Below are 22,031 nucleotides of genomic sequence, written 5' to 3'. Positions count from 1 at the left end.
TATATGACCTGGTTTATTGACCGGCGTCTTAACGGCAAAAACAAGAGCACGGTGAATCGCCAGCGCTTCTTGCGCCGTTATAAATCGCAAATTAAACAGTCGATCTCCGAGGCCATCAACAAACGCTCGGTGACCGACGTCGACAGCGGCGAATCCGTCTCCATCCCTAACGATGACATCAGCGAACCGATGTTTCATCAGGGGCGTGGCGGCCTTCGCCATCGCGTGCACCCAGGTAATGACCACTTCGTCCAGAATGACAGAATCGAGCGGCCCCAAGGCGGAGGCGGCGGTTCTGGCAGCGGTCAGGGGCAGGCCAGCCAGGACGGTGAAGGCCAGGACGAGTTCGTCTTTCAGATTTCAAAAGACGAATATCTCGACCTGCTGTTTGAGGATCTGGCCCTGCCGAATCTGAGAAAGAATCAGCACCGTCAGCTCAACGAATACAAAACCCATCGCGCGGGTTATACCGCAAACGGGGTGCCCGCCAACATCAGCGTGGTGCGTTCACTGCAAAACTCACTGGCGCGACGCACGGCGATGACGGCAGGCAAACGGCGCGAACTGCGCGAGCTGGAAACCAGCCTGAAAGTGGTGGAAAACACGGAACCCGCACAACTGCTGGAAGAGGAGCGCCTGCGTAAAGAGATCGCCGAACTGAGGGCGAAGATCGACCGGGTGCCGTTTATCGACACGTTCGACCTGCGCTACAAGAACTACGAAAAACGGCCGGAGCCTTCCAGTCAGGCGGTGATGTTCTGCCTGATGGACGTATCAGGTTCAATGGATCAGGCCACCAAGGATATGGCTAAGCGTTTTTATATTCTGCTCTATCTGTTCCTGAGCAGAACGTATAAGAACGTGGAGGTGGTCTACATCCGCCATCACACTCAGGCGAAAGAGGTGGATGAACATGAGTTCTTCTACTCGCAGGAGACCGGCGGCACCATCGTGTCGAGCGCCCTGAAGCTGATGGACGAGGTGGTGAAGGAGCGCTACGATCCGGCGCAGTGGAATATCTACGCCGCGCAGGCATCGGATGGCGATAACTGGGCGGATGACTCGCCGCTGTGTCATGAAATTCTGGCGAAGAAGATCCTGCCGGTGGTGCGTTACTACAGCTACATTGAAATTACCCGTCGCGCCCACCAGACGCTGTGGCGTGAGTATGAGCATCTGCAAGCGATGTTCGATAACTTTGCGATGCAGCACATTCGTGACCAGGATGACATCTACCCGGTCTTCCGGGAACTGTTCCAGAAGCAGAGTTCGACAACCTCCAATTAAATGTTATTAATCAGCCAGTTAACTCTGTTTTTCTGGCTGATTTTATTGCATTTTCATCCTCACTTTTCTCCATGTTTTTCATTCACTTAAATTTTATTTTGGGGAATGCGATTTTGAAGAAGTGATTATGCAAAACTTCCTTTGAGCTTTAGGATGCCATCATGGGATGGAGGTTAAAATTCTCTCGTTCCGACCAAACCACACAAAAAACCAGCCGCTTATGGCTGGTTATTCGTCAGTGAAGCATGGGGAACTTTATCTATATTGCAGGGCAATCATCATCTAATGCACGATTGATGAAGAACGTCACTCTGCCCAACACTTCCACCTCTTCCAGAGCGGTTCCCTCTATTGCCTCGCCATCATCCGTGATCAATGACTTACCCATCAGTTTTGCAAACTGCGTGTGGCCGTCGCACAAAATTAACAATACATCTCCTGGCCTTTTTTTCGTGGCTGGCTCAATGACTGCAAACCCAACATCTGTTTCAATTACCCTGCTTTCCGTCCCTATGTTGCACAGAACGGATGGAGAAAGTTGGCGTTCGACGTAATCGGTCGCAGGGGATGCAAATCCCATCAGAGGACCCTCCCCATGTTTCTCAGGATCCAGTACCGGTTATCGCTACCGTCTGTCGTCTTGTCAGCGAAGCCTGGCTGATTACGCTCTATCCATGCATTGGCGTCGGCTCGGGTGAAGTGCCAGTTAAAACCACGCAACTTTTCTATAAAGCTGTCTGTTCTCAGGTAGCGGTAGCCCTTTGGGTTAAGCTCTATGGCCGCAATAAAGGCGGCCTGAATATCTGAAATTCGGGGCATAATCTGCACTCCCTTTTTTACTGTGTTTATATACAGTAGTTTCAAATGGGATGCAGATCAATTTGGGTTCGCCTATTAATTTTTAAGGCTGAATGTCCTCAGGCTGCTCTGTCAGTTCAAGAGAAGCTTCGGAAGCTCTTGTTTTCCAGATGCTATCCTCTGGCATATCGAGGCGAACGTCGATCCAGCTGTTGGCAGGAACATCTATAGGAGCCCCTTTCGTTTTAACAATTTCGCCTTCTTCGTTGAGTATATATTTCCGCTTATACAGGCGGATAGTCAGCCCGCCGCTTTCGGTTTGCTCTGCTTCAACCACTCCCAACTCGCCCATCCCTCCCGGGTCCATTGGTGGCAATAACTGCCAGCCCTCAGAGGCCAGTCCCGCTGAACCAGTCAGGACATAAACACCAACATCCAGTCTTGAAATCTTGATCCCTTCAGCTTCTTCATTGGCAGTTCCACCTCCACACCAGCTGAAACCGTCAGAATCAATGTCCTCACGCTGGCAGTCCTCACGGGATTTAACAATACGGGCGACAGGGGACGCCGCCTTCAAAGTACCATCACTTGATTTTGTCGTATTACCAGTAGTGTAAGCTTCATGATAGGCCCATGCGCTCCCACTGTAATATGAAAACCAGGTACGACGTAGAGAGTATGCCTGATGTATTCTGGTTGGCCTGTTGCCCCGATTGAGAATGATGGAAGTTAGTCCTGTATTCGATGTCAGGCCCAACTGAGTCAGACCATCATTTTGATGTGAGGTAAATCCGGTAGGCGTGAACCCGTCCATATTATCGAGGGTTGGACCGTCCCCCTGGATAGCGCCAAGGTTGAATGCGCCTACCTGCATGACGTTTCCTGCGGCTGTTCCAACGTCCTTCGTGGCGCTACTTCCCAAACCGAGGTTTGTGCGAGCGTCAGCGGCATTCGTTGCCCCGGTCCCGCCGTCCGAAACTCCTACCGCCCCATTGCTCCCTTTCTGGACCATTTTGCCGATCGCCGGAATAGTTACACGAGCGCCGTTGATGGTAACGGTGATGTTCTGGTTTGCTGAGGTGGTGGCGAACGTCTCCCACGCGCCGATGTTTTCGTCATACTCGTTGATGAGCTGAGACATGCTCTGCGCCAGGCCGTCGACCGAGAGACTATCAGTAACAAGAATGCCGTATTTCTGTCCGCTCAACGCCGGAGACGCGGCAGGCGTAACCGTCAGTGACGTCGCACTGTTGATGGCGGTGATCTGAAACATCTGTACCGGGTTAGAAAGAACAAACAACGTCTGGCCAACCCGAATCTGACTGGCTGGCGCCGTCCAGTTCGTGCCGGTGCCGGTTGCGGTGTTTCCGTTAATGGCGATGGTGCCAGTGTTATAAAGCATATTTTCTCCAGGCAATAAAAAACCCCGCCGAAGCGAGGTTGATTAAAAAGACTGTTTATTCAGACGTACATATCGGGAAGAACGGGAAGGTTCAGTGGCGTTACCGTGTCATTACCAAAAATTGCATACCGCTCGCGCCCCAGATATTTCCCACCCTGAACTGAAGCACTGCCGTTCTGTATTTTTATTCCGAACATTCGATACACGTACATGCCATTAACTTCGTGAGCCATCAGCCCGAACCTACCCAGCGGAACATACCCGCTGCCGATGCTCACGGCATTTTTTGAAGGCGTCCAGAGCTGGTTGAGGTAGACGAAAGGCCGCTTTGTCGTTGAAAACGTGCAGGCCCCGGCTGCATTGAAGATGTTGAGCCCGGTGCCCGGCTGCGGCGCCACGCCACTGGCAAAGATGACAATATCTATCGTGCCGGTCGTTGGAGCATCATCGTTGGTGGATGGAGGGCTGAAGAACCTGACCGTGTTGCCATCGAAATCGACGGTGTTACCGCTATTACAGCGCCCAAAGACGATATATTTGGACTTGTCGTACCCCGCTATCGTGGGAACTGCCCAGCCGCCTGTGGGGACATTGACGGTCCCCTTCCAGATACACTGCCCTGACTGCGTGGCATTGGTTATTGAGGTGAAGTCAGTGCTGTTGCTTATGAGCAGTCCCACCCCACTACGCTGGCCTGACGGAAATATCTGCCAGAGGCTTCCGGGGAACGTGTACGTACTCTCACGCTCACTGATACTTACATCCTTCATCGTGGAGTTCTGCGTTACGCGGCCACCGGATATGGTGACCGAGTTCATTTTATGAAGCAGCCCTGAATCAAGGTAAGCCGTCGCGTGAGGGATAAACAGCACCTGCGCCCCGGAAACATAACCGGCAACATCAGCGTACTTGGCTTTCTGGTAGCCACTGTCAAAGTTGGCCCCAAACGACGGGCATCGCAGGCCCGCAGTTATCTCCATGCGCTTTCCGCCGTCATTCAGGTCAATCAGTAGTCCTGTCGGCATTTTATGTCCACGTCCCCAGTACGATGCGGCCGCCACCCGGAATATTAATGGTTACGCCATTACCATTAATCACCGTTGTATTGCCGGAGCCATTGAAAGAAAAATTACCGTTTGTGGCGTAAATCGAGCCGCGAACGGTCACGTTGTTAAACGTCGCGTAGCCAGATTTGTTGATGTGCCAGCCAACGTTCCCTGTGCCGTCCCAGGTTGAAGATTGGATATAGCTGCCGATCTTGGCGTTTCCAATCGTCCCGTCTCCAATAACCGTGTCCCGAATTATGGTCTGCCCATTCTGGATAACGAAAGGAAGCGTAACGGTCGCTCCGGCCTGGTGCGTTACGGCGAAGCAGTCAGCCAGGAAGATAACCTGCGACTGCATGCCGGACGGCGTATTCTCAACGCCGATCCCCATCCCTGCCGCGTAAAGCTGACCATTGCTGGATAACCCGACCTTAATGCTGTACATCGCCTTCAGGTCGCCGTTGACGTTCGCAATGGCCTGCGCGTTGGTGGTGATCGCTGAAGTGTGCCCGTTGATGGTCGCCGTGATGCCGTTTATCTGCGTGGCGGTGGCCTGCTGATAATCGGAGAACGTCTGGTTCAGGCTGTTGATGGATGCCTTGTTGCCGTTCACGTCAGTCTGCAAACTCAGCAGCGAACGCGCCGTTGCCTCCTTCTCGCTGACGATCACCTCATCAATGCGGTCCAGCTGCGCGCTGTTACCGGCGACCGATGCCGACAGCGTTTTGCGCGCCGCTACCTGCGCCAGATTGCCCTGAATAATCGCGATGGCAGAGTTCTTCACTCCTCCCGTCATACCGTCCACAGACACGCTGATGTTATCGATTCGCTGACCCAGCGCGGTATCAGCAGTCGCCACTGTCTGCTCAAGTTCGTTCAGAGAAGAAGACACATCTCCGACCGTGCTCGACAGGTTTGTAACGCTGGTCTGAACCTTCCCGATATCCTGGGCATTTTGGGCAATTTTCTGCGCCTGTTGCTCCAGTTCGTCGTTGGCCTGTTTGATGTCGTTTGCCATGCCAGCAATTTTTTCATTGCTGTCCACCGCGTTCTCGATCAGGTCTTTGAACGTATCGGAGCCTTTCATGTCCTCCAGAATGGCATCGGTGATATCGGATACATCAATGCTGGCCTGTCCGCGCACAAAGTCTGTATACCCTGATTCGTTTCCGCTGCGGTCCACCAGCTGCGCGCGGTACCAGAAAATTTGCCCTGCCTTAAGGCCCATCTGCTGATACTTGCGCTGCGGATAGGGTACATCTGCCAGCAGCATCGCATCGTCTTCGGTACCGGTCAGGCTGTACTGAATTTCCGTCTTCAGCGTGTCGTCGGTATTCGCCGGAAATCCCCAGCTCAGTTCGATACCAAATACCACATTATCGGAAGCGATGAAGCCGACCGGTTTCGGCGGATTGCCCACTTTACCGGTCAGCGTTTTCTCTTCTGAATAGCCCCATCCGGACGAGATTTCTGCGGCATTGATTGCGCGCACGCGCACCAGGTAGCGCCCGGCATATATCCCCGGTACGTCGAATGACGTTGTAGAGCTGCGCGGCACGTTAACCCAGTTCCCGTCGTTGCGGCGCCATTGCGCTTCATAGGCGATAGCGTTCTGCGCCTGGTCCCAGCTCACGCGCATCGTTTCGACGCTGATATTTTGCTGCACCACAGAAAACGAGCTGATCACGATGTTCGCAGGCGGCGACTGGTTGCCCGGCGGGATCACGCTCACCGGCCGCTGGTCAATGATGGCTCCGGTATCGATTCGGGCATATTTATCCGGATCGTGCCATGCACCGGTAATGGTGAAAGTGCCATCATCGTTATCAGCGACGCTCACAACACGATACTGCTGCGCGTAGAGTTCGTTTGACTCAACCACCCAGACAGCTTCGGCCTGAGGCGTCTCACTGTACGCGGTGGTTACTGTGACCGATTCCCCGTTAACCGCCTGAATGGTCCTGCTCTGTGACGCTCCGGAGGGAAGGTTGAGGATAAGACGATCACCTGCTGCTGCATCAGCTACACGGTCAAGTTTGATAACGCGACCGTTAACGGCGCTGATGCGACCGCCCATAACCTTTCCGGAAAGCAGCTCGTCTGCCACAGCGATGATATAGCCTGGCTGCGGTATGTTTCCGTCCAGCCCGACATCGAACGAAACAACGCGATCCTTGTTGTTGGTGAGAATACCCCAGCGCCCCTTTCGGTTCGCTTCTGACTGTCTGGTGCAGCCGATGGCTGTCATTTCCAGCTGATTGAAGCCGTACCGAGCCACCAGCGCCTGCTCGAATACGGGTTCCATCGCGTCAGCATAGGCGTTACCCGGATCGGACCATGAAACCAGCGCTGTGGTGTAGCGCGTTTTCGTGGTGCTGCTTGAATAACGGGGTTTGCCGACAATATTTGCGAGCGTGTAGCTGTAATCCACATCACGGGGCATATCGGCCAGAGCAACGATCTGATCGCCGCCCCAGTACGTCATGCCACGGAATATGGCCGCAAAATCACGCAGGACTGTATAAGCGTCGTTTCGGTCCTGGATGTACACGTTGCAGGTATAGCGTGGTTCTGTTCCATCGCCACCCTTACCGTCCGGCACCATCTGATCGCAATACTGGGCGACCTGATAAAGCGTCCATTTATCGATGTTAGCAGCAGTCAAACGGTGACCGAGGCCGAACCGGTCAGAAACAACCAGATCGTAAAATATCCACGCAGGGTTATCCGTCCATGCCCACTTAAATGCCCCGGTCCATGTCCCGCTGTAAGAGCGGGTTTCTGGGTCGTAAGTATCAGGAACCCGAATAACGCGGCCACGAGGCTCACAGGAGATCTGAGGTATAGAACCATTAAACTGGCTGGAGTCGAATTCGATGTACAGCAGCGCGGTGTTCGGGTATCGCAATTTCGCATCAATCACCTCAGTGAAGCTCTGTAGCGTCATCGTGTCGCCGATCTTCGCACTGTTGGCGTCAGCGGTAATTTTTCGTAGTCTGATTGTCCAGGTGCTGCCTGCCTGAGGTAAATCAATACGGTGGCTACGCTCATAACCTGAGGTCGTTTTCCCGGTCACGCTGGTATTGAGGACTGTCTGCCATGTCCCGCCGTCCGTCTGCAAGTCAATCGCATAATTAACCGAGTAACCAACCAGATCGCCATCGTCCTCCTGTTTGAAAAGCGAAGGCCATTTGAGGCGTAAACGAACCGCCGAAAGCTGTGTATTGGTGAAGGTTCGTGTCCACGCTGTAGCGCTCGTTACCTCGGTTCCCACGCTGATTTCGTTTTCGGTACCGGGAATGCCCTGAATGTACTTCTGGGCCTGCGTACCCGAGCGAAATTCCCACGTAACGCCGCTGAAGTTTTGGGAGCCGTCGGCGTTCTCCAGCGCCGTTCCGTCCAAGTAGATATCCTTCCCGGTGAGCTGTCCAGCAAACTCCCCTTCCCCAAGCGCAACGAGGATCTTTGCCTTCGCTACAGATTGCAGATCATCAGGCTGTTCGGTAGGAGTTCGGGAGCTGGAGCTCCCCCCTTTTTGTCCGGTAATTTTATTCGCCATATCGCGCCCATAAAAAAAGCCACCCGAAGGTGGCTTGTAAAAAGGTTTGTTATCTACTGCTGATCTTCGACATAAATCCCGGCGGAAATAATTGCCCCGCCGATTCGCCGGCGGCCGTAAAGGAGCGGAACCGGGTAGCCCTGTGCGGCGGTATTTGTCACCCCGCCGAACGCATACGATGCACGGTTATCTGCGCTTTGTTTACTGGCTATGCCTGATGGCTGCGGTGAAAGCAGTTGAATAACCCCACCGAGGACCAACGAGGCACCAGTGGCAGCAGCAAACCCCGTCAATCCACCAGCAGCGAAAGCAGCGCCAACACCACCAGAAACAAAGACAGCCGCGGCTATTAAAACTGCTCCTAATATGGTCTGAAAAAGACCAGCGCGCTTACTACCGATAACAACTGGCATGATCCTTACTACGTCGCCTTCACACGGAAAACCCATCTCATCGGCGGCAATATTCTTTTTTCCTTTAAATACTGCGAAAGTTAATCCACGACGCTTACTGCTGATCATGAAGCTTTCGAAACCGGGTAATGTTTTACTTAAAGCAATAGCTGCTTCACCAGTACGGGATATCAGTCGTTTATGTGTTTTACCGAAGGTCTTTCCTAATACTCCGCCGAGCTGAATTGTTGTCATTACTTCTTTCATATTCTCACCATAAAAAAACCCGCCGAAGCGGGTTAAGTATTGGTTAGATACAGTGTTCTATTACTTTTATCCGGCTGTTGATTCGATAAGCAAAAAGGCCACCTTGATGTCGAAATTCTATCTTGGTAATTCCACCTTCAGATATTAAATCAACCATCTCAAGTTGAGATTGTGTAAAAACAGTTTTGCCACCGTCATAAGGCTGAATAAAAACGCTTCCGTATTTTTGGCTTTCTTCTTGCCAGCCAACAAGTATACATTCAGATACCGCATCAATTTTTTTCCTTGATTGAAAAGTATTTGACGCTGGCTCATTCCGAAGATCCTGCATGCTCGAACATCCAGCCATGATTAACAAAGAAAGTGCCAAAAATGCTTTTTTCATATCCCTATCCCCTTTGGTTTTACAAAAGGTTAGCACAGAGATTTGTAACGTAGAATCTTCATCGTTCGTTCCTGCCAGTAACCGCCATATGGTACTCGCTGACTCAGGTGACCGTACAGGTGGTGCAGCAGCATATTGCCCTCCAGCAGAATTCCCGCGTGGTTCCACTTATCAGCCTGCACCTGCATAATCACCATGTCGCCAGGCTGCGGCGGGCCGTCAAATTCACGGAAACCGCATTCGTACCAGCATTCCTGATAGAAATTGTCAGGGTAGTCATTTTCCCACCATGGATAATTTACCCGGTAATCATGCAGCTCAATGCCGTGCGTCTGCCGGAAATAACTCATCACCAGCCCCCAGCAGTCGTACACGCCCAGGACGAAAGGTCGTTCAATTAGAGGAATTTCTCCCCGCGGCATGATGGTTCTCAGGTCGCCTTCCGGCCAGCTGACAATGTGCCAGGGCAGCCCGTTAAGATCACACTGGGCCTTGTCAGTTTCGCTCGGCTGGGTGGTGGCGTCAGGGTGGCTGTGAACGATAGCAGTGACCGGCCCCCATTCTTCCGCCGCGGCGTAGTCTTCAGGGCAAAGGACAAAATTGTCCTCAGGGTCATCGGCCACGTTACGGCAGGGAAAGTAGCGCTCCACCCGGCTTTTCTGCGCCACCACACCACAGCACTCACGAGGATATTCAGCGGCGGCATGCGCCATAATCGCATCAATGGTTTTCTGACGCATATCAGCTCCTGATCAGCGACGTACCCGGGAACCCACCAAACGAGAGTTCGTTGCTTTCACCGAACCGAAGTTTGCAGGCCGTCAGCGTGCCGTTGCATTCATCCAGTGACGGATCGCTTACCGGGTTGTTGTTTTTGTCGAAATAGCGCGTACCGGCATAGTCGCAGCCATCGCCGGTGCGGTACTTATTACGAATGCACCATGTACACAAGGAATGAAGCTGCCGCGTCGGGATCATTTGTCCCTGAAGATCCATAGGGCTGGACAGTACAAACTCGATGGTTTCGCCAGCAAGCTCGGTCGTTTTCCCGTCGATATACCAGACCTGAAGTTTCTCCTGAGTCGGATCTGCTGTAGGGTTACCGCCTGCGAAGTTTTTCGCGTCGAGATATTTTGCCTTTGTGTCGTGAATAGTGACCTTAGCCTGTAGCAAATCGTCGTACGCAAGACACAGGGCAGAAATAGAGCTTTCGATGTTCGCGACCGTCAGAGATGGCGTCGCATTGCTGCCACTGGTCGATTTCTCCAGCCCTTCCAGCTGATACGGCCAGGCGGAATATTCATTACCCTGCCACCAGATTGGTTTCGCCGGGAGCTTGGCCTCATCCCCGCCAGCGGCGACTATTTCCGCTTCGGTGTGGGGAATGTTGTAATTGTGAAACCGGAGAACGTCCGTCAGTCCAAAAGAAGAACCGTCCACCTCAATCAGGCGAACGTCGTTCCCTGATTCCAGCTTCTGATAGTCTGCGTTTAAGCTCATGGTTTAAATGCCTGGATGAATGTTGCTTCAAGGTTGAATTTCCCCGCGCCGAGCCCGGTGGGTTTATATGTTTCGCAACGATACAAACCCAAAGGTTCGAGCGGTGGCTTCCACTGAAAGGCTTTCGTCCCTTCATGCCTGTCGAGAAAAGATTTAATGGCGGAAATGTAGGTTTCTTTGCCAGTAAAGTTGAGCGTCCACTGCTGGGTTCTGGTATTCAATCCATCCCCTGAAACCTGCTCATATCCATCACCAAACTGTGCTTTCCTGACGCGGAAATTTATATCTGCCTCAGCGTTAATTCGTGGGCACCAGGTGAAAGTTTCGATAGCCATTTTTATCGGGTTCCTTTCATTGCGTTCCAGATGTCACCGCCAGGGCGAATATCTCGCATGATGTTCTGCTTATATCGCTGATCAACATATTTACCGACATCAGCACCAAATTGCTCAAGGCCGGGTGAAGTCTGCGTGGAGGTATTTCCGTTGCCATCGATGGTGATATAAACCTGTGGTGCCGAAGATACAGACTGACCACCACCAGCGCCGACCGCACGAACACCGAGTGAACCATCCGGTGCGCGGGTCAGCGGCATGATTGCCTCCGGCCCAGCCTCGGCAAAAACCCCTGCGCCTTTGGCAAAAGCAAACAGCTGAGGCGTCTGAAAAACGCCATTGCTGTAAGCGCTCAGGGACGGAGAGTCGTAAACATTACCCTTCGCATTAAATGTGAAGTTCGCGCCAGCATTCTGAATAGCGGTACCGCTGCTGGCGGTTGCGGCTGTCGAGGCACCAAAACTGAACAGTGATCCAATTGAGCTGACACCATTAGCAACAGCCATGTTCACCAGAACGTTCTGGATAATCTTCAGTACGCTCACGCCCCAGTCCTTCCAGCTGTCAACGTTGCCATTAAGCATGTCGGTGATCGTGGTGACCGCCCCCCCCATGGCCTGCTTCATGCCGTCAGCGGCCATGGAAGAATAGTCAGTAGCTTCGTCCACCCAGTTCGCATAACCCTCAGACAGTCCCGTCATCCAGTCGTCACGCTGCGCATCAGAAGCAGTGTAATATCCCTCCTGGTCGCGCAGGCGCTCTTCTAGGTAGCGCTTATTAAGTGCCAGCCCCTGCTGATAGAACGTCTCGTCGATTTCACCAGCCTGACGCTGGCGGAGAAGATCGGTATTCTTCTGCTCAAACTCCTTACGCAGATTGAACTGCTCCTGAAGTCTTTCACGGAACCTGGAGCCCTGCCCGTAGCCCAGCAGTTGCGCTTCATTGGCTGCGCGGGCGCTGGCGTTACTGTCAGCAAGGTTGGCTTCGTAATTTCGCAGTTGCTCACGTAATTTAACCTGGTCAATCAGCGCAGCATTCTGCAATACCGTCTTTTTCTGGGCTTCTGTCAGAGAAGCAAGCTCCCCCTGGCTGACCTGGTATTTAACCTTCGCCAGTTCAGTATTCTGGCCTTGCAGGGCAATCTGCTCTTTTTGCTGCTTGATAAGGCGCTTATACACATCCTCGGTTTTCTCGCCTTCGGTTTTACCGCCCTTCGCCTTAGGTTTGTTGGCCTCATTATTCCGCCATTCAGCAAGACCGTTATTAATCAACTCCTGACGGCCTGTCTGGAATTGCGGATCACTGGTTAACCCCAGGTCATCGGCTGCATAACTCAGACGCAGGCGCTCTTTGGCCTCACCCTTCAGGCGTGACAACTTCAGATCCCGGCGGCTCTTTTCGAGGGCATCGGTTTGCTTTTTGTCGAGATCGGCCTGCGGAAGTCTGAGCGGGACGTTAGCCAGCCCCTGACGCGCCATAAGGAGTTGGTTACCCAGTCCGAGTAATCGATTAAGTTCATCGTGCTGCCCATTCATCAACAGAAGTGATTGATAAGCCCGGTTCTGATTCGCTGCCTCCTCCCGAATTAGCGTCACACGCCGATGCTCAAGACCTTCAAGAACCTGTTGGATAGAGGCAGATTTCTCCTGCATCTGGGCAAGCCTTTCCTGCTCAACAGATAACTGTTCAGTGGCTGTAGCCAGTCCACGGGTCACGGTATCCAAAGATGTCAGGTGGTTAATCATGAAACCACCGCTGGTCGTTGGACCGGGATTACTGATCACTGACTGATAACCAGCTATCTGCTCTTTCAGATTTTCTATCTTGCTCTTTTGTTCATCTATCAGCCTGTTCTGCTCATTCAATGCTGCGCGCGTTTTCTCAGCATTGTCTGAAGCTTCAGGTAAAGACATTGCCTTCGACTTTTTACTGACTTCATCAATCGTGGTGGCGTATTCCTGCGCCGAACGCCGAGCCTGCTCCTGATTCTGATACATCGCATACCAGGCTCCTGCTCCCAGCATCACCAGACCCGGCACGCCGCCAATCAGGCCAAGCGCACCACTCATCAGGCGAGTGCCGACAGATGTTACGCTATTGAGATTGCTTTGAGTCGAAACACGATTTGAGATGTTACGGTTTAAAGCAGCCTGAGCGGCAGCCAGACGCCTTTCAGCGACAGCCTGAGCGTCGGCATTTTTAGCTGCTACCAGCCCTGCCTGCGCGCGTTCAAGTGCTGTTCTGGCTCGCACCTTTTCCGTAGCTGTACCACTGGCAAGAGCGGTAGTCAGTCTGGTATGGGCCGCAGTGACTTTTGCTTCAGCCGCCGCGACCTTTTCTTGCTGAGCCGCCTGAACATCTGCACTTCTTGAACTCTGTACTGCTTGCTGAGCCCGATAAACTTCAGCCCTGGAAGCCGCAACAGCAGACTGCGCCGCTTTATCCTGCGCGACTGCAAGGGCAACCTCTGATTTCGCAGCTGAAATTAGCGCACCTGTTGCACTCGTGGCACTGGTTACAACTCCGCTTAGGTAGCGTGCCAGTCCCACGCCAACAAGCGCCCCAGCGACTGTTGTAATTGTTGACATATTGTCAGCAACGTCACTAAGCGCGCCGCTCACAGCTGATGAAGTAAAAGAATCAAGCGTCTGGGCAACATTATCCAATCCGCCAGACAACGCATCAGTAGCACCGGTTGCCTGGTTTACACCGCCCACCCAGGCCATGAATGAGTTAGTTACTTTTTGAAGGGATCCAGAAACCGTTTGTGGCATGCTGGCAAATTCGCCCTGCAATGCTCCTAACTGGCTCATTAAAGCTGGGACAACCTTATCGATCGTAAGCTGTCCCTGGTCAGCCATGCTCTTGAGGTCTTTACGGGCTACACCCATTCCCGCAGCCAGAGCGCGGATTACCCGATCACCGGCTTCGTTAACGGCATTAAATTCTTCACCACGAAGAACGCCTTGTGCGAGCGCCTGGCTGAATTGAGTGATAACAGAACTCGCTTCCTGGGTGTTAGCCCCAGAAAGTTTGAGGCCGGTAGAGACAGCTTCTGTAATTTTCAGAACTTCGTCAGAGCTATAACCGTACTCGCGCATTGAGGCTGCTGCGCGGGAAAAAAGGTTTGCGTTATCTGAAAATGCCGTGCCGGTTCTTTGGCTGATTTCCATTAACTGACGCTGTGAAGCGGCAAAATCATCAGCAGAAGATGATGCCTGTTTAAGGCGAGCGTTTAAGGAGTTCCACTCATCAGCAATCTGCACAATTTTACCCGTTGCAAAAGCTGCCGTAGCTGCGGCGGCAGCCCTTCCAGCAGATGCAAATCCGGCAGTCAAATCAGAGAGCGCCCTTTCGCTCTCTCTGGCAGCAGCAGCGGCCTGCCGACCACCATTCTGCATAGTGCGGTAATAATCCTGCCCCATTCGTGAGGCGCGGGAAATTTCCGTCTGGAATGATTGCGAGTTAGCAGAAATTTTAATAATCAATTCACGTAATGTTGCCATCACATTTCTCCAGGCGAAAAAAAACCCGCCGAGGCGGGTTATCATAATGAGATAATTAATTTCATTTGCATTCTTTGATTATTTCCAAAACTTCCTTTTCAGAAATTGGTACGAAGTCAGTTTCAGAACGTTGATAAGAGATTAAAGATTGACTATTGTTTTTTTTAACCTCTACCCTATGAAAATACTTCATGCGGGAGAACTGAATCGCACCAATATAAATCTCCAAACCTTCCCCATCAACTAAGTTATTGGTAACAACTTTTTCTGGTATTAAAAAATCTAGTTTATCTAGTATACAACCACTTACGTCATCTGCACTTTTGCTTGATGAGAAAGAAAGTTTTTTATTATTCTTTATATCGTTCCTTGTATCACCAGTACAACCCGCAATCAGAAATATTATGAGTATTAAAATTTTCACCATAATCCCTCCAGTTAAAGAGGGATAATATTATGTATGTAGCAAAATGTCACTGAGTTGCAGCAGTTAGCGCCGCCTCAAGCCCTGCAAATGGGTCCTTCGGTGCTGATTGCTCATCACCACCCCAGCGCAGGATCGCATCGTCCAGCGGTACTTTTGCCCCCTGCGATCCGTAGATGGCAGAGACGAGCTGGGCGGCCTGAATGTCGCCACGGATATCGCCAACCGGACTTTGCCTGTCGAACTCAATCCACATCAGAAGCTCGCTTGCCGTCATATTCTGCCGAAGCTCTGAGAGCGTGCGCCCCATCCGGAGCGCAAGCGACATCAGAAACTTTACGCCGGGGGTTGAGACTTTTCCCGCGCTTCGTCCGCATTGTTGATCAGGTCAAGCGCCTGTTTGAGCAGGCGTGAATGGACGGGGCCGTAGATTTCACGCACCTGCTCTTCTTCGTCTACGCTGAATACCGGTTGCTTATCGGTGTCGCACAGGACGTCAATGAAGAGCACCACGTCAGCGCAAAGATTACGGTGTGCCTTTTCCGATACCGACACATTTTCATCATCAGCACCCGCTTTCACCACCTCCTGCCAGCGCAGCCAGGCTTCTCCAGACGGCTCACGGAGAACCACTTTGACGCCTTCCCACTCAGGAACGGCGACCGTCTTATGACGAAATCCCGACATCTTAGCCAGGGCGAGATTTTTAATATTCTTCATGCGACCTCTCAGGAGCCAGACTCGATGTTTTCAGGCTTACCTTTCAGGCGCAGGGAGAACGTTGCCGCCACTACGCCGTTGGTACCTGAAGACCAGGTGTGCTGGCGTATTTCAGCTAGGAACTTAAAGCCCTTGCCGGACGGGAAGATAACCTGGAAAGCGTAGGTCGTATCGTTGTCATAGGCCTCACGCAAGGCGTCCTGCGCCGGATTCTTGTAGAAGTTGCCGGACAGAGAGATTTCTGACGGAGAAGGCAGGCCGTTGATGTTCTCCTGCTCGGTAGAGCAAAGTGTTGTTACGTCGATATCCTGCTTCTGACCACCGGTGAACTGAATTTCTTTGATGGTGCAACTCAGATCGAGGAAGGTTGCGGAATCCATCGTTTCTTTGGTGGCTGGCAGGGAGGAAATAAGGATCTTCGTCAGCTGCGATTTTTCATAAAGTGCAGACATAGCTGTCTCCTGGAAAAAGAAAACCCGCCATCAGGCGGGTTCGTTGGGTGAATTAATTGTCAGGGGGTAACTTTAAAATCCAGGGTGACACGGTAGAGCCGATAATCTGGCTCGTACCCGGGGATTTTTACCACCTCTGTAGGGGTTAACGGCTCAAGCGAAGCGAGCACCAAATCTCTCAGGGATCGTGATTCAGCGATCGAAGTGGAATACACATCGACCTGAACGGAAACCCTGCTCTCTGCCTGGCCACACAGTACGTCAGCGGAAACATCATCGACGATGGAAAAGATAATCCAGGGTGGAGAGACAGACGGTTTCCCGTCACTACCTAATGGCGCAACATAGGGGTATACCCGTCCTTCTGCCAGGGAAGAAAGCAAGGCGTAGATATTATCTTCATTCACTTGCTCAATACCTCATCAATAGCCTGATTCATCCTGGCAATGGCGACGCTGGCGGCCTCTTCCTCGCGAGTATCGTAAGCGGGTCGCACAAACGGATGTGCAGGCATGTTCGCGGTGCCCAGCTCAACGAATCGCCAGTAAAAGGCGTTTCTCGGGTTATTCGCCTTCATCGTGTTATCGCTGTTTCCGGTGCGCAGGTTAACGCCACGAATATGGACGCCGGAAGAAATCTCCCCGCGGCGGCGGCTTTTTTGGGTAACAACCACCACGTTTTTTTTCAGTTTTCCGGTGCGTACCGGTGCACGTGCGATCACTTCGTCCTTAAGCACCTCCGCACCGGCGCGCGTGGCATCACGAAGAACCTTATTGTTTTCAGCGCGGCTAAGCGCCTCCAGATCCTTTGCGATGTCATTCAGGCCGGAAAAATCGAGGCTCGTCTCAATCATTTTTCAGCTCCCAGCTTGCACAATATCTCCAGGCGTTCCCCCTTTTCATCGGGTATTGGCGGGCCTATAACGTTAAGGGTTTTGCCTCGGTATGGCCCACTCTGAACCTTTAGCCTGGATGCCGCTGTTATAGTTTCTCCAGATTTTCCGCGAACCCATACCCTGACATCAGCCTGAGCAATTTCGGCACCGGCCGCCATTAATTCTCTTCCGCTCCGACCTCTGATATCTGCGCGGATGGTTTCACAATCTACCCATGTTTCAACAGGCTGGCCTGATTTGTCACGAATATGTACGGGGTTTTGTATCACAATAATTTGTATGAGCTTACCAGCGGATATAGCCATGAATGCCCTCAAATAATTGTTGGAAGACGAAGGTCATGAATCAAAAACGACACAGAAAATGGAAGCTCCCCATGCAGTAAATCTTCCTTGTCAGCCAGATCAGGGTTTCGGTACAGCATGCCCACCAGACGCATCGTAGCAGCCTTCATCCGGCTTAACGCTTCACCTTCGATTAACTTTCCTGTCTCATCAACAACCTTGTCACGGCTTCCCTGTATAAAAGCCAGTAACACAGAACTGGCTTCCTGAATTTTTTCCTTAAGCGGCCCGTCGTCAGCATCATGATCAATGTGCAGGTGATCCTTAATCTCAGCCAGCGTCACAAGTTCAATCACGTTTTATCCCTCCCGTCGCGGCCACGCTTAGCTGCCAGCGTCCAGCCTTTCGAGCCAGCCTCACCCGGCTTGTCCTGCGTCCGTTCGTCGCAGTGCCACAGGGAGCCGCCCCATGTAACCGTGTCGCCAGGCAGATATTCCTGACCGGATTTGAATACGCCCTGATAAATCATTACAGGCACGTCAAAGGATTTGGTTTCACTGGTGCCACTGGTGCGGTTAACCTTCAGGGTGAAGCAACGCTGCTCTGATTGCTGAATATCAATACCCGCCACGCCATCAACAAGACACTCCCAGCCTCGCATGCCATGGGTTTTCTCGTAAGCGCGCCACAGGCCGCCGTTATGCGTTGCATAGCTGCCACGCGGATAGCTTTTCTCTTCATCAATAAAGGGGAGAATTTCAAGAGCCAGCGCGTCCCGACCATCTGCGCCATCCTTACCCGGTTCAGCGGCTGGCATTGTGGATACCGCATCGCTTACGGCCTGCTCAACGAGCTGTTTAAGCATGGAAGGGTCAAAATCCTTACCATCCTTCGGCGTAGGAATTTCTGCCACGGCATTCCTGACCAGCTCCTGAATCATCGGCTGGACGTCTTCAGGCGTGACGCTTTTACCGTCGCGCGGTGCCGGGATTGCAGCTACCGCATCGCTGACCATAGTGGCAATATCCGGCAATCCTGGTGCTGTCGGCGCAGGTAAATGAGCGATGGCCGCCTTTACCATGCTCTCAATGTCGGGATCGGGCGCATTGCTGATTTCTTCAACCTGCTTTGCGAGCCTCAATAGCTTTTCTTCATATTCCTCTCGCTGCGCCTGAAGGTTTTTACTGAAGCTGTCACGCATTTCAGCGAGAACCTGACCAAATTCCTCACCCAGCACCTTTATCAGGGATAGTTCGCGTTCGTTCATTTTGTAAGAAATCCTCTGATCATGGCTTTGGCCGCCGATTGCTCGGCGTCGGTTAAAGCCTTTCCTTCATTCCCGGAGGTTGAAGACTGTGACGAACTGCTTTTACCGAAGGGATCATCCGAAGCATCACGGCGCGCCAGCGCCTCAAGGCTAAAATTCTGCTGCTGTAGGTAAAGAGAATCACCGCCGGCCAGCGGGGGAAGGTTCTCACTTTTTCGCGCTTCGTTTGGTGTGAGGATGGTATTTTTCACCCCCTCGCCCAGGGATTTGATACGGCGTTCACTGTCCATACGCAGCAGCGCATTAACGTCAAACTCAGTTCCTGTATCGCCTTCAAGCTCAAACGCTTCATCCAGCAGCAATTCGATGGATTCAATCAGGGACTGAAGACACTGCGAGTAATACTGCTGATCCTGCGCCTCAATATTGTCATGTGTCGGCAGCTCACCGATGCCAACCTTATAAGCTGGCACGTGAAACACGGAACAGACAATCTGCGCGGTCATGCGGAGCTGTTCGACAGTCTGCGCATCAGCAGCTGAGACCGTACGGGGAACATATTTCGCACCATTGCTCAGAATGGCGGTTTTACCCGCATTTTCCCCGGTATAACCAGTATCCCAGTTTTCTTTGATCTTCCTGGCGTTCTCTTCCGTAATCGAGCCCGGAACCTCGATAACACCGCTGGGTTTCCCACCATTGCGGAAAAAGTACGCCGAGCTTTCCTGAATATGGTGACCCTGCATTGCAGCCAGACCAGCAGCATAAATCGGGGAAAGACCAATAAGGGGATGGAACAGACAGTTGAACCTATCGTGAATAACCTCTCGTGCCGGTACTGTCACAGTTGAATCAATGCCCGCCATGTTATCCGGGTTGATCTGGTAGAAGACAGATCCATCATCAGCCACCAGCGGCGTAACCTTGTTCCAGTCCAGCAGCCTCAGCTCAGTTATTTCACCGCGATTGTTCCGGATCTTGAGCGCAACGGTATTGCCTTCGCACAGCTTGGAATTCAGCCAGTGCTCAAAGAACTGGATGCGATTCTGAAAGGCATTTGGCCTGGAATACAGCGCGGCTATCTTCCCGGTTTTAATTTCCCTCCGAACGCCGTTTGAATCCTGTTTCATCAGGCGCGGAGGCATTTTAGCGATATCACTTGCGATCAGAGATATGCAGGAAAACACAGCATAATAGGAGAGAACCGTTTTGGGTCTAATTTCCATGTTCTGCTGCCACGCCCCGGCGAAGGGTTCATGGACATAACTGAACATTGGCGTCCAGCCGCCACGGCTGACAGGCTGCTGTAGATTTTTGATTTGCCCCTCTTTTCTTCGGAAAGGATTCCACATTAACCGTTCTCCGCTTTACGCTTGTTCTTCCTCACCCCGGTAGTTACCTCGGTGAAATATTCAGCCTTACCGAGCAGCACCAGCACCCTTGCGCACCGATCGTCCACGGCCTTTATGTCTCCCGCAATTGAGTCATGGGTGCGTTGCAGATATCTGATTTTTGCCATGTTAATGGCGGGGATTCCCCCGCCCTCCTTCGGTAATTAGCTGCCTGCGCCAGCGCCGTAGTTGACGCCGGAAATCACCGCTACTGCGGCAGTACGGCGACGCTTCCAGTTGATCCAGCGCTCGGCACGAATAGCCACGCTGTTCGTCTGGAACATGGAAACCAGCTCGGTACCAGTTGGTGTAATGCTGTCACCAGCCGGATCGCTTTCCATTTCCAGAGACGCTTCGCGGGACATATCGACCGCCACGCCACCATCATCAGCGAGGTAGATATCCGGTGCGTTTACCAGCACCAGCTGGTTGCCAACGTACTGAGAGACAATCACTGGAAGGCCCTGGAAAGTACCGCCCAGTAGGGTCATTTCCGGGTACTCCTTCTGGCCCAGCGCATTCTTGCGCATGGACAGTGCCAGTGCCGTAGTGCTGGACATCAGCCAGACAGCACCGTTCGGCTGAAGGTTGGCCGCAACAAACACGCCAAATGCCGCAGCCGCGTCGTCATCCGGGTTTCCGGTAGACGGGACGGCGGTAATGCCGTTGGTAATGGACGCCGGAGAGACGTTGGCAACCTCAGATTTTGATGGGCTGATGAAGTCCGTATCAAGACGGGCAATGACCGCTTCTGCCAGCGCATTACGCACCAGTGCATCAGCTGCCGGATTGGAGAATCGGATCAGCTCATCGGTCAGCACCGCAATGGCTGCGACTTTGGCGAAGCTGAACGTTATGGACTCAAAGTCGAATTTGGTCAGCGGCTTGGCCTTACCCTGACCTACCCAGCTTGCAGATCCGCCGGAAGTTTGTGCCGGAATGCGAATGTTGAACGGGACCTGACGCAGGGCAGGAATACCACCCTGACCGAAACGACCGATAATGGTCTGCGGGCGGAGGAATTCAACAAAATCATTTGCGTATTCCTGATACTCCACCAGCGCACCAGCCCACTGAGGATCGGTCGTTGTGCCAGCACCAACAGCGGCTTTCAGCACATGGTGAAGTTTCGCATCATCCGGGTACTGCTTACGTGCAATTTCCAGCGCTTCAGAACGGCTGCCGTTTGCCGCCGCCAGTGCCTTGGCAAAACGGGCAAAGGCGATACCTTTCTCCAGATTTTGCTCAACGCGAATGATCCCCGGCGCGTTTGCCTTAACGGTGGTGACTTCGCCATTGGCAGTTTTTGTTACCGGTTTAGCCGTGGCTGCAATGCTGGCTTCCATATCACGAAGACGTTTCAGGTGTTCGTCTACAGATTTGATCTCAGAAGAAACGTTGTCATAGCTTTCAGTTTCTTCAGCATCGAGGGTACGGCCTTCATCGAATGCTTTGCTCATGATGTCACTTTGTGAAGCTGCCAGCGCCGCACGCTTATTTTCAAAACTTTTGATCTGTTCAGCGATATTCATCGAAATGTTTCCTTTTTTGGTTTTGGGTGCTGTAGCGCCAGCGGTTTTAGAGGTTTTCATTACCGGTTTCTCATTGCCTGACGCGGCGAGAAACTGGCGATCGAAAGATTTAACGGTCTGGATGGAGCATTCGGCATTGGCCGGAATGGTCACCGCCGAGACCTCAAGCAGGTCCCAGGACAAAAAGCGAATACCGCCTTCATCCAGGAAGGAATACTCAATTGGGCGGAACCCAATCGACAGGCCGCGTACCAGCCCCGCCTTAATCGAAGCCCACGCTTCATCAAGACGTGCGATTAACTGGGATGGCATGTCAGGGGTTGGTTTCACGAGCTTTGCTGTGATCTGCAACCCCTCTTTCACCATTTTTGGCGTGCAGGTGCCAATAGGCTGAGAGCGGTCGTGCTGCCAGAGGAACGGCGTATCGCTGCGGAATTTCGCCCCCTCCGGCTCCATAATGTCACCGTCACGATCGGGAGACGGTGTTGAGGCGATGCCGGTGATAATCCGCTCATCCTCATTTACCGACTTCACCGTCATGAGGGTGCAGGCGCGTTTAAGCGTCATTTGCTGGCCTCCAGAAATGAAA

The 22,031-nt window shown here is 52.4% G+C and carries 23 protein-coding genes and 1 pseudogene; 1 reads left to right on the top strand and 23 read right to left on the bottom strand.

From position 1 onward, the window contains the following. Positions 1-3 precede the first annotated feature (3 nt). Positions 4-1,287 (top strand): YeaH/YhbH family protein, encoded by a 1,284-nt coding sequence (locus tag O1721_RS13165; RefSeq protein ID WP_032104144.1) that lies wholly within the window; start codon positions 4-6, stop codon positions 1,285-1,287. A 259-nt stretch (positions 1,288-1,546) separates the two neighbouring features. On the opposite strand, the gene O1721_RS13160 is transcribed toward O1721_RS13165, so the two are convergent. From O1721_RS13160 to O1721_RS13050, 23 genes and pseudogenes are all read right to left on the bottom strand, one after another. Continuing rightward, positions 1,547-1,867: a hypothetical protein gene (locus tag O1721_RS13160; protein WP_032668956.1), complete on the bottom strand. Its 321-nt coding sequence runs from the start codon at positions 1,865-1,867 to the stop codon at positions 1,547-1,549. Then, the gene (locus O1721_RS13155; RefSeq protein WP_022650864.1) at positions 1,867-2,106 is read right to left on the bottom strand and encodes a hypothetical protein; all 240 of its coding nucleotides are present in this window, start codon (positions 2,104-2,106) and stop codon (positions 1,867-1,869) included. Before O1721_RS13155 ends, O1721_RS13160 begins: the two co-directional genes overlap by 1 nt. Before the next feature lie 82 nt (positions 2,107-2,188). Continuing rightward, entirely contained in the window at positions 2,189-3,487 is a 1,299-nt protein-coding gene (locus O1721_RS13150) for a phage tail fiber protein (protein WP_047719380.1), read from the bottom strand. 59 nt (positions 3,488-3,546) lie between these two features. Then, the gene (locus tag O1721_RS13145; protein WP_032104413.1) at positions 3,547-4,512 is read right to left on the bottom strand and encodes a DUF6453 family protein; all 966 of its coding nucleotides are present in this window, start codon (positions 4,510-4,512) and stop codon (positions 3,547-3,549) included. 1 nt (position 4,513) lies between these two features. Next, complete coding sequence (locus tag O1721_RS13140) at positions 4,514-8,092, bottom strand: TipJ family phage tail tip protein (RefSeq protein ID WP_479953046.1); 3,579 nt, start codon at positions 8,090-8,092, stop codon at positions 4,514-4,516. A gap of 53 nt (positions 8,093-8,145) precedes the next feature. Beyond that, the gene (locus O1721_RS13135) at positions 8,146-8,751 is read right to left on the bottom strand and encodes a tail assembly protein (RefSeq protein ID WP_032668962.1); all 606 of its coding nucleotides are present in this window, start codon (positions 8,749-8,751) and stop codon (positions 8,146-8,148) included. Positions 8,752-8,794: 43 nt separating this feature from the next. Further along, on the bottom strand, positions 8,795-9,136 hold the full coding sequence (locus O1721_RS13130) for a hypothetical protein (protein WP_072026015.1): 342 nt from the start codon (positions 9,134-9,136) through the stop codon (positions 8,795-8,797). 29 nt (positions 9,137-9,165) lie between these two features. Then, positions 9,166-9,876: a C40 family peptidase gene (locus O1721_RS13125; RefSeq protein WP_032668965.1), complete on the bottom strand. Its 711-nt coding sequence runs from the start codon at positions 9,874-9,876 to the stop codon at positions 9,166-9,168. A gap of 1 nt (position 9,877) precedes the next feature. Then, positions 9,878-10,636, bottom strand: a complete 759-nt coding sequence (locus O1721_RS13120; RefSeq protein ID WP_023305932.1) for a phage minor tail protein L — start codon at positions 10,634-10,636, stop codon at positions 9,878-9,880. Next, positions 10,633-10,971 (bottom strand): phage tail protein, encoded by a 339-nt coding sequence (locus O1721_RS13115; RefSeq protein WP_432465059.1) that lies wholly within the window; start codon positions 10,969-10,971, stop codon positions 10,633-10,635. Before O1721_RS13115 ends, O1721_RS13120 begins: the two co-directional genes overlap by 4 nt. Before the next feature lie 2 nt (positions 10,972-10,973). After that, complete coding sequence (locus O1721_RS13110) at positions 10,974-14,477, bottom strand: phage tail tape measure protein (protein WP_479953043.1); 3,504 nt, start codon at positions 14,475-14,477, stop codon at positions 10,974-10,976. 61 nt (positions 14,478-14,538) lie between these two features. Then, a complete protein-coding gene (locus O1721_RS13105; protein ID WP_063845038.1) occupies positions 14,539-14,904 on the bottom strand; it encodes a hypothetical protein in 366 nt (121 codons plus the stop codon). A gap of 46 nt (positions 14,905-14,950) precedes the next feature. Further along, positions 14,951-15,229 carry a phage tail assembly protein T gene (locus tag O1721_RS13100; protein ID WP_062939316.1) on the bottom strand — a complete coding sequence of 93 codons (279 nt, stop codon included), beginning with the start codon at positions 15,227-15,229 and terminating at the stop codon, positions 14,951-14,953. Positions 15,230-15,237: 8 nt separating this feature from the next. After that, positions 15,238-15,621, bottom strand: coding sequence for a phage tail assembly chaperone (locus O1721_RS13095; RefSeq protein WP_001549114.1), 384 nt, complete (start codon positions 15,619-15,621; stop codon positions 15,238-15,240). 32 nt (positions 15,622-15,653) lie between these two features. Beyond that, a pseudogene (locus tag O1721_RS13090) lies at positions 15,654-16,073 on the bottom strand (phage tail tube protein); the annotation flags it as partial. 59 nt (positions 16,074-16,132) lie between these two features. Then, on the bottom strand, positions 16,133-16,480 hold the full coding sequence (gene gp17 / locus O1721_RS13085) for a tail completion protein gp17 (RefSeq protein WP_063922089.1): 348 nt from the start codon (positions 16,478-16,480) through the stop codon (positions 16,133-16,135). After that, positions 16,477-16,926 (bottom strand): HK97-gp10 family putative phage morphogenesis protein, encoded by a 450-nt coding sequence (locus tag O1721_RS13080; protein WP_022648887.1) that lies wholly within the window; start codon positions 16,924-16,926, stop codon positions 16,477-16,479. Before O1721_RS13080 ends, gp17 begins: the two co-directional genes overlap by 4 nt. Then, positions 16,923-17,273 (bottom strand): phage head closure protein, encoded by a 351-nt coding sequence (locus O1721_RS13075; RefSeq protein ID WP_032648717.1) that lies wholly within the window; start codon positions 17,271-17,273, stop codon positions 16,923-16,925. Before O1721_RS13075 ends, O1721_RS13080 begins: the two co-directional genes overlap by 4 nt. 8 nt (positions 17,274-17,281) lie before the next feature. After that, positions 17,282-17,608, bottom strand: coding sequence for a head-tail connector protein (locus O1721_RS13070; RefSeq protein ID WP_032648721.1), 327 nt, complete (start codon positions 17,606-17,608; stop codon positions 17,282-17,284). Then, entirely contained in the window at positions 17,605-18,519 is a 915-nt protein-coding gene (locus tag O1721_RS13065) for a phage portal protein (RefSeq protein WP_032648723.1), read from the bottom strand. Before O1721_RS13065 ends, O1721_RS13070 begins: the two co-directional genes overlap by 4 nt. Beyond that, positions 18,516-19,871, bottom strand: a complete 1,356-nt coding sequence (locus O1721_RS13060) for a phage portal protein (protein WP_032668515.1) — start codon at positions 19,869-19,871, stop codon at positions 18,516-18,518. The genes O1721_RS13065 and O1721_RS13060 overlap by 4 nt, the downstream gene beginning before the upstream one ends. Further along, positions 19,871-20,038 (bottom strand): hypothetical protein, encoded by a 168-nt coding sequence (locus O1721_RS13055; RefSeq protein ID WP_086623572.1) that lies wholly within the window; start codon positions 20,036-20,038, stop codon positions 19,871-19,873. Before O1721_RS13055 ends, O1721_RS13060 begins: the two co-directional genes overlap by 1 nt. A 36-nt stretch (positions 20,039-20,074) precedes the next feature. Then, positions 20,075-22,009, bottom strand: coding sequence for a phage major capsid protein (locus O1721_RS13050; protein WP_032668517.1), 1,935 nt, complete (start codon positions 22,007-22,009; stop codon positions 20,075-20,077). Positions 22,010-22,031: the final 22 nt, after the last annotated feature.

The sequence above is a fragment of the Enterobacter cloacae complex sp. HYC033_NIDB genome (genome assembly GCF_056673335.1).
The sequence above is the reverse complement of the archived record's forward strand: the minus strand, read 5'-3'. Positions and strand labels throughout refer to the sequence as shown.